General features: G+C 67.0%; 7 protein-coding genes. 1 reads left to right on the top strand and 6 read right to left on the bottom strand.

The annotated features are described in order from the left end of the window. On the top strand, positions 1-1578 hold a 1578-nt coding region (locus ACFY04_RS25130; RefSeq protein ID WP_389119749.1), incomplete at its 5' end, for a YfhO family protein. 105 nt (positions 1579-1683) lie between these two features. On the opposite strand, the gene ACFY04_RS25135 is transcribed toward ACFY04_RS25130, so the two are convergent. From ACFY04_RS25135 to rplK, 6 genes are all read right to left on the bottom strand, one after another. After that, positions 1684-5583 (bottom strand): DNA-directed RNA polymerase subunit beta', encoded by a 3900-nt coding sequence (locus ACFY04_RS25135; RefSeq protein WP_389119750.1) that lies wholly within the window; start codon positions 5581-5583, stop codon positions 1684-1686. 97 nt (positions 5584-5680) lie between these two features. Beyond that, positions 5681-9163: a DNA-directed RNA polymerase subunit beta gene (rpoB, locus tag ACFY04_RS25140; RefSeq protein ID WP_328962073.1), complete on the bottom strand. Its 3483-nt coding sequence runs from the start codon at positions 9161-9163 to the stop codon at positions 5681-5683. A gap of 576 nt (positions 9164-9739) precedes the next feature. After that, positions 9740-10123, bottom strand: coding sequence for a 50S ribosomal protein L7/L12 (gene rplL / locus ACFY04_RS25145; RefSeq protein WP_389119753.1), 384 nt, complete (start codon positions 10121-10123; stop codon positions 9740-9742). Positions 10124-10233: 110 nt separating this feature from the next. Further along, positions 10234-10764: a 50S ribosomal protein L10 gene (gene rplJ, locus ACFY04_RS25150; protein WP_030008449.1), complete on the bottom strand. Its 531-nt coding sequence runs from the start codon at positions 10762-10764 to the stop codon at positions 10234-10236. A 530-nt stretch (positions 10765-11294) separates the two neighbouring features. Then, complete coding sequence (gene rplA / locus ACFY04_RS25155; protein ID WP_389119755.1) at positions 11295-12023, bottom strand: 50S ribosomal protein L1; 729 nt, start codon at positions 12021-12023, stop codon at positions 11295-11297. 88 nt (positions 12024-12111) lie between these two features. Then, complete coding sequence (gene rplK, locus ACFY04_RS25160) at positions 12112-12546, bottom strand: 50S ribosomal protein L11 (protein ID WP_008739735.1); 435 nt, start codon at positions 12544-12546, stop codon at positions 12112-12114. Between the last annotated feature and the right edge of the window lie 96 nt (positions 12547-12642).

Here is a 12642-nt window from a genome sequence, read left to right on the forward strand (position 1 = left end):
ACGGGCATGCTCCCGGCCACGCACCTGTGGGGCGGCCGCCCGCGGCTCTGCGTCGCCTCGCTCGGGCTGATCCTGGCCGGCGCCTTCGTCCTGAACAGCGCCGTCGCCCGGCAAACCCGCCTGGTGTGGGCGGCGGCGACCCTGCTCGTGGTCGCCTCCTTCCAGTTCCCGCCCACGCAGTACCTGTGGCACGGGCTGGCGGTGCCGAACGGCAACCCGTACCGCGAGGCCTTCGTCTTCAGCGGGATGGTCGTGGTCGTGGCCTGGCTGGCGCTGGCCAACCGGCCGCGCCCGCTGCACCTGGCCCTGGTGGCGGCCCTCCTGGTGGCGGCCACCTACGTACTGCGGCGCACCGACGACTTCGGCGGCTGGACCTGGCCGGCCGTGCTCGGCGGCGGTGCGGTCTCCCTGCTGGCCCTGGTCCTGCTGCGGCTCGGCGAGAAGCGCCGGTTCCTGATCCCGGTGGCCGCCGCCCTGATGATCGGCGTCGTGTTCGCCGAGTCCACGGTGGCCGCCGCCAACGCGGACGCCCGCCGGGCCCGCGAGCGCTGGGCCAAGCCCGTCGCCACCTCGAACCGGTCGATCGGCAACCACTTCGAAGCCGTCCGCGGTGTGGCGGGCTGGCCCGCCTACCGGACCGACTCGGGCGCGCCCCAGAGCGCGTACAACGACGCACTGGCGCTGCGGGCGGAGGGCCCGCAGTACTACAGCAGCTACCTCCCCGAGGCCACCTACCAGGCCCTGGAGCCCCTGGGGTACGGCTTCAAGAACGACGGCCGGACCTTCTTCGGCGCCGACAACCCGGTACTCGACGCGATCTTCTCGATCGGCGCGCGGGTCCGCCCGGGGACCACTCCCGGCACCTGGACGGCCTCGAAGTTCCCCGCGCCCCCGCTGGTCACCGTCCGCACCGCGCCGTACACCTCCCCCAGCCCGGCGGACAGCGTCTACGCCCGCCAGGAGAACGTCCTGGGCGCCACCGTCTACCAGGTCCCGCCGGTCACCCGCGGCGGGACCGCCACCGAGCAGACGTACACCGCCCGGTGCACCCCCGGCTCCGAGGCCTACTGGTACTCCCCCGCCCCCTACGGCACGGTCCGCGCCGGCGACGGCCCCCGGCAGCTCCTGGAGGACCGGATGACCGGCGTGACCCCGCTGGGCACCGTCCCCGCCTCGGGTCAGGTCGACGTCACCCTGCAGACCCGTACGAAGGACGCGGACGCGGGCGCGTACCCGCTCGGCTGCCTGGACCGCGCGGCGCTCGACGCGGCCGTCCGGCACCTCACCGCCACCGGCGCCACGACGGTCCGCCCGGGCGGCCACACCATCCGGGCCACCCTCCCCGCGCCCGCCGGCGGCACGGCCGTCATCGCCACGACGGCCGTCCCGGGCTGGCAGTGCTCGGCCCCCCTGAAGCCCTTCCACGGCCTGCTGGCCGTGGACCTCCCGCCGGGCACGACCGAGGTCTCCTGCACCTTCACCCCGAAGGGCCTCGCCCCGGGCCTCGCGGGCGCCGCCCTGGCCCTGCTGGCCCTCACCGCAGTCCAGATCACCGCCCTGCGCCGCCGGCGCCTCTGACCGCCTCCCGGGGGCGGCCCACGGTGTCCCCGTGGCCCCCAAGGGCAACGAAGAAGCCCCCCGCCGCTCCTCTCGGAGCGACGGGGGGCTTCTTCTTACGAGCTCTTAGCCGTTGTACGGGCCGTAGTCGTAGTCCTCCAGCGGGACAGCCTGGCCGGAGCCGGAGCCGAAGGGCGAGTAGTCGATGTCGTCGTAACCGACGGCCGAGTACATCGCGGCCTTGGCCTCTTCGGTGGGCTCCACCCGGATGTTGCGGTAGCGGGCGAGGCCCGTACCGGCCGGGATGAGCTTACCGATGATGACGTTCTCCTTGAGGCCGATCAGGGAGTCGGACTTGGCGTTGATCGCCGCGTCCGTCAGAACCCTGGTCGTCTCCTGGAAGGACGCCGCCGACAGCCACGACTCGGTCGCGAGCGAGGCCTTGGTGATACCCATCAGCTGCGGACGGCCGGAGGCGGGGTGACCGCCCTCGGTGACCACACGACGGTTCTCGGTCTCGAACTTCGACCGCTCGACCAGCTCGCCCGGCAGGAGCTCCGCGTCGCCGGACTCGATGATCGTCACGCGGCGCAGCATCTGCCGGATGATGATCTCGATGTGCTTGTCGTGGATCGACACGCCCTGCGAGTTGTAGACCTTCTGGACTTCGCCGACCAGGTGGACCTGGACGGCACGCTGACCGAGGATGCGCAGCACGTCGTGCGGGTTGGTGGCACCCATGGTGAGCTTCTGGCCCACCTCGACGTGGTCGCCCTCGTGCACGATGACCTTGGCGCGCTTCGAGATCGGGAACGCCGTCTCGTCGCTGCCGTCGTCGGGCGTGATGACGATCTTCTTCGTCTTCTCGGTCTCCTCGATCCGCACGCGGCCGGCGGCCTCGGAGATCGGGGCGACACCCTTCGGGGTACGGGCCTCGAAGAGCTCGACGACACGCGGCAGACCCTGCGTGATGTCGTCACCGGCCACACCACCGGTGTGGAAGGTACGCATCGTCAGCTGGGTACCGGGCTCACCGATGGACTGGGCGGCGATGATGCCGACCGCCTCACCGATGTCGACCAGCTTGCCGGTGGCGAGCGAGCGTCCGTAGCAGAAGGCACAGGTGCCGACCGCGGACTCACAGGTCAGGACCGAGCGGGTCTTGACCTCCTCGACGCCGTTGGCGACCAGGGCGTCGATGAGCACGTCACCGAGGTCGACGTTGGCCGGCGCGATGACCTTGCCGTCGATGACGACGTCCTCGGCCAGCATGCGGGCGTAGATCGAGGTCTCGACGTCGTCGGCCTTGCGCAGCACGCCGTCCTCGCCGCGAACGGCGATCTTCAGCTTCAGACCGCGCTCGGTGCCGCAGTCCTCCTCGCGGATGATCACGTCCTGCGAGACGTCCACCAGACGACGGGTCAGGTAACCCGAGTCGGCGGTACGCAGGGCGGTGTCCGCCAGACCCTTACGGGCACCGTGCGTGGAGATGAAGTACTCCAGAACGGTGAGGCCCTCACGGAAGGACGCCTTGATCGGACGCGGGATGGTCTCGTTCTTCGCGTTCGACACCAGACCACGCATACCGGCGATCTGTCGCATCTGCATCATGTTTCCTCGGGCACCCGAGTCAACCATCATGAAGATGGGGTTCGTCTTGGGGAAGTTCGCGTTCATCGCCTCGGCAACCTCGTTGGTCGCCTTGGTCCAGATCGCGATGAGCTCCTGCGTGCGCTCGTCCTTGGTGATCAGACCGCGCTCGTACTGCTTCTGGACCTTCTCGTCCATCGCCTCGTAGCCCGCGACGATGGCCTTCTTGGCCTCGGGCACGACGACGTCGGAGATGGCCACGGTGACGCCCGAACGGGTCGCCCAGTGGAAGCCGGCCGCCTTCAGGTTGTCGAGCGTCGCCGCCACGATCACCTTGGGGTAGCGCTCCGCCAGGTCGTTGACGATCTCGGAGAGCTGCTTCTTGCCCACCGAGTAGTCGACGAACGGGTAGTCCTCGGGCAGCAGCTCGTTGAAGAGCGCGCGGCCCAGGGTGGTGCGCAGACGGAAGCTGTCGCCCGCCTGGAACTCCTGCTCGCCTTCCTCGGCGACCGGGTGCACCCAACCGCGCGGCGGGATGGTGCCCACCGGGAAGCGGATGTCGACGGCCGACTGGAGCGCGAGCTCGCCGTTGTCGAACGCCATGGTCGCCTCGGCCGTGGAGCCGAACGCGCGGCCCTCGCCCTTGGTGTCACGGAGCTCACCGTCGGTGGTCAGGAAGAACAGACCGAGGACCATGTCCTGGGTCGGCATCGTGACCGGACGGCCGTCGGCCGGCTTGAGGATGTTGTTCGAGGACAGCATCAGGATGCGGGCCTCGGCCTGCGCCTCCGCGGAGAGCGGCAGGTGCACAGCCATCTGGTCACCGTCGAAGTCCGCGTTGAACGCGGTGCAGACGAGCGGGTGGATCTGGATGGCCTTGCCTTCGACCAGCTGGGGCTCGAAGGCCTGGATGCCGAGGCGGTGCAGCGTGGGCGCACGGTTCAGCAGAACCGGGTGCTCGGCGATGACCTCTTCGAGGACGTCGTAGACGACCGTGCGGCCGCGCTCGACCATCCGCTTGGCGCTCTTGATGTTCTGCGCGTGGTTCAGGTCGACCAGGCGCTTCATCACGAACGGCTTGAAGAGCTCCAGCGCCATGGCCTTGGGCAGACCGCACTGGTGCAGCTTCAGCTGCGGACCGACGACGATCACGGAACGCGCGGAGTAGTCCACACGCTTACCGAGAAGGTTCTGACGGAATCGACCCTGCTTGCCCTTCAGCATGTCGCTGAGGGACTTCAGGGGACGGTTGCCGGGACCGGTCACCGGACGACCACGACGACCGTTGTCGAAGAGTGCGTCCACGGCCTCCTGAAGCATGCGCTTCTCGTTGTTCACGATGATCTCGGGGGCACCGAGGTCGAGGAGACGCTTCAGACGGTTGTTGCGGTTGATCACGCGGCGGTACAGGTCGTTCAGGTCGGAGGTCGCGAAGCGGCCACCGTCCAGCTGCACCATCGGACGCAGGTCCGGCGGGATCACCGGCACGCAGTCCAGAACCATGCCCTTGGGCTTGTTGCTGGTCTGCAGGAACGCGGAGACGACCTTGAGGCGCTTGAGCGCACGGGTCTTCTTCTGGCCCTTGCCGGTACGGATGATCTCGCGGAGGCGCTCGGCCTCCTCCTCGAGGTCGAAGGACTCCAGGCGCTTCTGCAGCGCGGCGGCGCCCATGCAGCCGTCGAAGTACGTGCCGAAGCGGTCACGCAGCTCGCGGTACAGGAGCTCGTCGCCCTCCAGGTCCTGGACCTTGAGGTTCTTGAAGCGGGCCCACACCTCGTCGAGGCGGTCGATCTCGCGCTGGGCGCGGTCACGGAGCTGCTTCATCTCGCGCTCGGCACCTTCGCGCACCTTGCGGCGTACGTCGGCCTTCGCGCCCTCGGCCTCAAGCTCGCCCAGGTCGGTCTCGAGCTTCTTGGCACGGCCTTCGAGGTCCGCGTCACGGCGGTTCTCGATCTGCTGGCGCTCGACGGAGACGTGCGCCTCCAGCGACGGGAGGTCGCGGGTGCGGCGCTCGTCGTCGACAAACGTGATCATGTACGCGGCGAAGTAGATGACCTTCTCGAGGTCCTTCGGCGCGAGGTCCAGCAGGTATCCGAGGCGCGACGGGACGCCCTTGAAGTACCAGATGTGGGTGACGGGAGCGGCAAGCTCGATGTGGCCCATCCGCTCACGGCGCACCTTGGCGCGCGTGACCTCGACGCCACAACGCTCACAGATGATGCCCTTGAAGCGGACACGCTTGTACTTGCCGCAGTAGCACTCCCAGTCCCGGGTAGGACCGAAGATCTTCTCGCAGAAGAGTCCGTCCTTCTCGGGCTTGAGGGTGCGGTAGTTGATGGTCTCCGGCTTCTTGACCTCGCCGTGCGACCAGGTTCGGATGTCGTCCGCGGTGGCAAGGCCGATCCGCAGCTCGTCGAAGAAGTTGACGTCGAGCACTGTGCGTCAATCCCTCTTTCGGGGTCGAGTCTCAATCATGGTCTGAACGGTCCCGGGGATGACGGGGGGCTCTTGAGCGAGCCCCCCGTCAGGCCCGTCAGACCTCTTCGACGCTGCTCGGCTCGCGCCGGGACAGGTCGATACCGAGCTCCTCCGCCGCGCGGAAGACGTCCTCGTCGGTGTCGCGCATCTCGATGGACATGCCGTCCGAGGACAGCACCTCCACGTTGAGGCAGAGCGACTGCATTTCCTTGATGAGCACCTTGAAGGACTCGGGAATGCCCGGCTCGGGGATGTTCTCGCCCTTGACGATGGCCTCGTAGACCTTCACGCGGCCGGTGACGTCGTCGGACTTGATGGTCAGCAGCTCCTGGAGGGCGTAAGCGGCGCCATAAGCCTCAAGCGCCCACACCTCCATCTCACCGAAGCGCTGGCCACCGAACTGCGCCTTACCACCCAGCGGCTGCTGCGTGATCATCGAGTACGGACCGGTCGACCGAGCGTGGAGCTTGTCGTCGACCAGGTGGTGGAGCTTGAGGATGTACATGTACCCGATCGAGATCGGGTCCGGGAACGGCTCGCCGGAGCGGCCGTCGAACAGGCGCGCCTTACCGGACGGGAGGACCAGGCGGTCACCGTCGCGGTTCGGGATGGTGTGCTCGAAGAGGCCGGCGAGCTCATCCTCGCGGGCACCGTCGAACACGGGGGTGGCGACGTTGGTACCGGGCTCGACACGGTCGGCCCCGATGACCTTCAGACGCTCGGCCCACTCCTCGCCGAGCCCGGAGACGTCCCAGCCGCGGCTGGCGAGCCAGCCGAGGTGGATCTCCAGGACCTGTCCCGGGTTCATTCGGGACGGGACACCCAGCGGGTTCAGGATGATGTCGACCGGCGTGCCGTCCTCAAGGAAGGGCATGTCCTCGATCGGAAGGATCTTGGAGATGACACCCTTGTTGCCGTGGCGGCCGGCGAGCTTGTCACCGTCGGTGATCTTGCGCTTCTGGGCGACGTAGACGCGGACCAGCTGGTTCACGCCCGGAGGAAGCTCGTCGCCCTCCTCGCGGTCGAAGACGCGGACACCGATGACCTTGCCGATCTCACCGTGAGGGACCTTGAGCGAGGTGTCACGCACCTCGCGGGCCTTCTCACCGAAGATCGCGCGGAGCAGGCGCTCCTCCGGGGTCAGCTCGGTCTCACCCTTGGGCGTGACCTTGCCGACCAGGATGTCGCCAGCGACGACGTCCGCACCGATGCGGATGATGCCGCGCTCGTCGAGGTCGGCGAGGACCTCCTCGGAGACGTTCGGGATGTCCCGGGTGATCTCCTCGGGGCCCAGCTTGGTGTCACGGGCGTCGACCTCGTGCTCCTCGATGTGGATCGAGGAGAGGACGTCGTCCTGCACGAGGCGCTGCGACAGGATGATCGCGTCCTCGTAGTTGTGACCTTCCCACGGCATGAACGCGACGAGCAGGTTCTTGCCGAGGGCCATTTCGCCCTCTTCGGTCGCAGGACCGTCGGCGAGGACCTGCGACTCGATGATCCGGTCACCCTCGTTGACGATGACCTTCTGGTTGACCGAGGTGCCCTGGTTCGAGCGGGAGAACTTGGCGACGCGGTACGTGGTGTACGTGCCGTCGTCGTTGGCGACGGTGATGTAGTCGGCCGAGACCTCCTGGACGACACCGTCCTTCTCCGCACGGATCGAGTCACCGGCGTCGACCGCACAGCGGTACTCCATGCCGGTGCCCACCAGCGGGGCCTCCGCCTTGATGAGCGGAACGGCCTGGCGCATCATGTTCGCGCCCATGAGGGCACGGTTGGCGTCGTCGTGCTCCAGGAAGGGGATCATCGCGGTCGCGACGGACACCATCTGGCGCGGGGAGACGTCCATGTAGTCGACGTCGTCGCCGGCGATGTAGTCGATCTCGCCGCCACGACGGCGCACCAGCACGCGGTTCTCGGTGAAGCGCATGTCCTCGGACAGGCCGGCGTTGGCCTGGGCGATGACGAAGCGGTCTTCCTCGTCGGCCGTCAGGTAGTCGACCTCGTCGGTGACGACACCGTCGATGACCTTGCGGTACGGGGTCTCGACGAAACCGAACGCGTTGACGCGACCGTAGGACGCGAGCGAGCCGATCAGACCGATGTTCGGGCCTTCAGGGGTCTCGATCGGGCACATGCGGCCGTAGTGCGACGGGTGAACGTCACGGACCTCGAAGCCGGCCCGCTCACGGGACAGACCGCCGGGGCCCAGCGCCGACAGGCGGCGCTTGTGGGTCAGGCCCGAGAGCGGGTTGTTCTGGTCCATGAACTGCGACAGCTGGCTGGTGCCGAAGAACTCCTTGATGGAGGCGACGACCGGCCGGATGTTGATCAGGGTCTGCGGCGTGATGGCCTCGACGTCCTGGGTCGTCATGCGCTCGCGGACGACGCGCTCCATACGAGCCAGACCCGTGCGGACCTGGTTCTGGATGAGCTCGCCGACGTTGCGCAGACGACGGTTGCCGAAGTGGTCGATGTCATCGGTCTCGACCACGATCGAACGGCCGGACTCGCCGGTCGTCTCGGTCTCGCCGGCGTGCAGCTTGACCAGGTACTTGATCGTCGCGATGACGTCGTCGGTGGTGAGCACACCGGCGTCGAGCGGCTCGTCGGCGCCGAGCTTCTTGTTCACCTTGTAGCGGCCGACCTTGGCGAGGTCGTAGCGCTTCGGGTTGAAGTAGAGGTTCTCGAGCAGCGTCTGAGCGGCCTCACGGGTCGGCGGTTCGCCCGGACGCAGCTTGCGGTAGATGTCGAGCAGCGCGTCGTCCTGACCCTGGGTGTGGTCCTTCTCCAGGGTGGCGCGCATGGACTCGTACTCGCCGAACTCCTCGAGGATCTGCTCGGTGGTCCAGCCGAGAGCCTTCAGGAGGACGGTGACGGACTGCTTGCGCTTGCGGTCGATGCGGACACCGACCATGTCGCGCTTGTCGATCTCCATCTCCAGCCAGGCACCCCGGGACGGGATGATCTTGGCCGCGAAGATGTCCTTGTCGGACGTCTTGTCGATGGAGGAGTCGAAGTAGACACCAGGGGAGCGGACAAGCTGCGACACGACGACACGCTCGGTGCCGTTGATGACGAAGGTGCCCTTGTTGGTCATGAGCGGGAAATCGCCCATGAAGACCGTCTGAGACTTGATCTCTCCGGTCTCGTTGTTCGTGAACTCGGCAGTAACGAACAGCGGAGCCGCGTACGTGAAGTCGCGGTCCTTGCACTCGTCGACAGAGTTCTTCGCCGGCTCGAAACGGTGGTCGCGGAAGGTCAGCGACATCGACCCGGAGAAGTCCTCGATCGGCGAGATCTCCTCGAAGATCTCTTCCAGACCGGACTTGGTGGGGACGTCCTGTCCACTCTCAAGCGCCGACTCGACGCGAGACTTCCAGGCGGCATTGCCGAGAAGCCAGTCAAAGCTCTCGGTCTGCAGCGCCAGGAGGTTCGGAACCTCGAGGGGCTCCTTGATCTTTGCAAAGGAGATGCGCAGCGGGGCGGTGCTGGCACCGTTGTTCGTATTGGTCGAGGCGTTGCGCGAGGCGGCCAAGAGGGGGTCCTTCCGAGGGCTCGGACTCACTACGCGCGTACCGGTCCCAGCAGACACAGAAGACAAGCCCCCCAAATCCAACCGAAAAGGCCAGGTCAGGGTGGATCAATCAAGTGTGCTCAAGCGTGGGCATGTCCCTGGCGACGGGCAGGGGACAGCTAACAGGCAGCGCAAAGGGTCAGTGTAGCCACTAGGCTCACTGATGTCCAGACCAGGTTTCCGGAAACCGGCAACAGGCCTTCCCCATGTCGTTCAACCAACACTGTGTCCAACGCTGCGGCGCCCGTACTCGTGCACAGAGCGCGTATCAGTACTGCCCTCTTCGTAGCCGATCCATGCCTCGGATCTCGGATCCAGGTGGTCGACCTCTCGACGGGACTGAGAATTGCGCGCCGCGTCCCGTTCGTCAAGGCCCCCTGCTCCGAGCGGATCATCTTCGGACCCTGCGTCGGAGCAACGATGATCACCCTACTCCCCAACGAGACCAGGGCAAGTCAGGCACAGCGGGTACGCCAAAGGGCGACCACCCTTACGGGTGATCGCCCTTGGCTGGGGCCTCAGAGGGCCCCAGAGGTGTTACTTGACCTCGACGCCGGCGCCGGCAGCCTTGAGGGACTCGGCGGCCTTGTCAGCGGCCTCCTTGGCGACCTTCTCGAGGACGGGCTTCGGGGCGCCGTCCACGAGGTCCTTGGCCTCCTTGAGGCCCAGGGAGGTCAGCTCACGCACGACCTTGATGACCTGGATCTTCTTGTCACCGGCAGAGGTGAGGATGACGTCGAACTCGTCCTGCTCCTCGACCTCGGCAGCAGCGACACCGGCGCCACCGGTGGCGGCAACGGCGACGGCCGCGGCGGCGGTGACGTCGAACTTCTCCTCGAAGGCCTTCACGAACTCGGAGAGCTCGATGAGGGTCATCTCCTCGAACTGGGCGAGGAGGTCGTCCTGAGAGAGCTTCGCCATGATGGGCGATCCTTCCACTAAATCGGCAGGTGCCGGATGTATATAGAGGCGGGCGTAACGGCCCGCTACGACCCACGCACTAGGCGGCGTGGATCAGTGCGCGAGCCGAATTACTCGGCACCGCCCTGCTCGGCGAGCTTGACGCGAAGCGCTTCCGCGGTGCGGACGAACTTCGACGGCAGCGCCTGGAAGAGCGAGGCAGCCTGAGACTGCTTGCCCTTGAACGCGCCGGCCAGCTTGCTGAGCAGAACCTCGCGGGACTCGAGGTCCGCAAGCTTCTTGATCTCATCGGCGGTGAGCGCCTTACCATCAAGGACACCCGCCTTGATGATGAGGTTCGGGTTGTCCTTGGCGAAGTCACGCAGGCTCTTCGCCGACTCCACCGGGTCACCGGTGATGAAGGCGACCGCGGTCGGACCAGCGAAGTGCTCGTCCAGCGCGGTGATCCCGGCCTGGTTGGCCGCAATCTTGGTCAGCGTGTTCTTCACCACGGCGTACTGGGCGTTCTCACCAAGGGAGCGACGCAGCGTCTTGAGCTGCGCGACGGTGAGACCCCGGTACTCGGTCAGCACGGCGGCGTTCGAGCTCTGGAACGCGTCCTTGAGCTCGGCTACCGATGCAGCCTTGTTGGGCGTCGGCATGGTGCGTTCGCCTCCTTCCGGGTGATGAGGACCGCTCAGAAGGGGCTGAAATAAGAAACGCCCCGGCATAGGCGCCAGGGCGTGGCTCAACCGGAACGAATTCCGGGAACCTTCCACAGTCACCTACGCGGGTCGTCCGCATTCAACGGATCCTTCGGCCACCGAACCCTTGCGGGCACGGCAACGACCAGCGGTCTTTGGCTTCTGGGGAAGACTACGTGAAGGGGTGCAGCCGAGGCAAATCGCCTCAGGAGTCGAGGTCCGGGCCGGGGTGCCACGGCGAAGTCGGAGAACGTCGCCGCGGTCCTCGTCGTGCCCTCGCCGTCCGGGCTCACGGTGTCCACGCGGACCGGGCAGCCGTCCTTGCCGACGCCGTCCCGGGGCTGGGCCAGGCCGGTGCAGGCCGTGAGGCCGCCCACGGGCAGTGCGGTGCCCAGGTCGAATATGTGGCCCTGAACGCGGAAGCGGGCCCCCCGCCGCCCTGTGAAGGGGGCGAGGGGCCCGCTGAGCCACTCGGTGAGCCGTCAGGCTCAGACAGCAGCCGGGTCTTCCTCGACGAGGAGGTTCCGGGTGCGGTTCGAGTCCAGCTGGATGCCGGGGCCCATGGTGGTGCTGAGGGCGGCCTTCTTGATGTAGCGGCCCTTCGCGGCGGACGGCTTCAGACGAAGGATTTCGTCCAGGGCCGCGCCGTAGTTCTCGACCAGCTTCTCATCGGAGAAGGAGACCTTGCCGATGATGAAGTGCAGGTTCGAGTGCTTGTCGACGCGGAACTCGATCTTGCCACCCTTGATCTCGGTGACAGCCTTCGCGACGTCCATCGTGACGGTGCCGGTCTTCGGGTTCGGCATCAGGCCACGGGGACCGAGCACGCGGCCGAGGCGGCCGACCTTGCCCATGAGGTCCGGGGTGGCCACAACGGCGTCGAACTCGTTCAGGCGGTTGCCCTTGGCGATCTCGTTGATCAGCTCGTCGTCGCCGACAATGTCGGCGCCGGCGGCTTCCGCGGCCGCAGCACGGTCACCGGTCGCGAAGACCAGGACCCGGGCGGTCTTGCCGGTGCCGTGCGGGAGGTTCACGGTGCCGCGGACCATCTGGTCGGCCTTGCGCGGGTCGACACCCAGGCGGAAGGCGATCTCGACGGTGCTGTCGAACTTGGTCGTGGAGGTCTCCTTGGCGAGACGGACGGCCTCGAGCGGGGCGTACAGCTTCTCCCGGTCGACCTTGGCGTCCGCAGCGCGGAGAGTCTTGCTGCGCTTCACTTCTGCTCCTGTGTTTTGGCTTCAGGCATGGAGTCGTGGTGCGGACCAGCGCTTGGTCCTACCACTGGTGGTGCTGGGGGTGGCTGGATCAGCCTTCGACCGTGACGCCCATCGAACGCGCGGTGCCGGCGATGATCTTCATCGCGGCGTCGACGTCGTTGGCGTTCAGGTCGGGCATCTTCAGCTCGGCGATCTCGCGGACCTGGGCGCCGGTGAGCTTGGCGACCTTGGTCTTGTGCGGCTCGCCGGAGCCCTTCTCGATGCCCGCGGCCTTCAGGATGAGGCGCGCGGCCGGCGGGGTCTTGGTGATGAAGGTGAAGGAGCGGTCGTCGTAGACCGTGATCTCCACCGGCACGACCATGCCACGCTGCGACTCGGTCGCGGCGTTGTAGGCCTTGCAGAACTCCATGATGTTGACGCCGTGCTGACCGAGCGCGGGGCCGACCGGCGGAGCCGGGTTGGCCGCACCGGCCTTGATCTGGAGCTTGATAAGCCCCGTGACCTTCTTCTTCTTGGGAGGCATTGCTCTCTCCGGGTCCTAGTGAGAGTTTTCAGCCGCCCATCCGGTCATCCGGATGGAGGCATACCGCACCACGATAACGGGTATCGGTGCGGGGCT

The sequence above is a fragment of the Streptomyces sp. NPDC001549 genome (genome assembly GCF_042894025.1).
In the GTDB taxonomy this organism is placed as follows: Bacteria; Actinomycetota; Actinomycetes; order Streptomycetales; family Streptomycetaceae; genus Streptomyces; species Streptomyces kutzneri.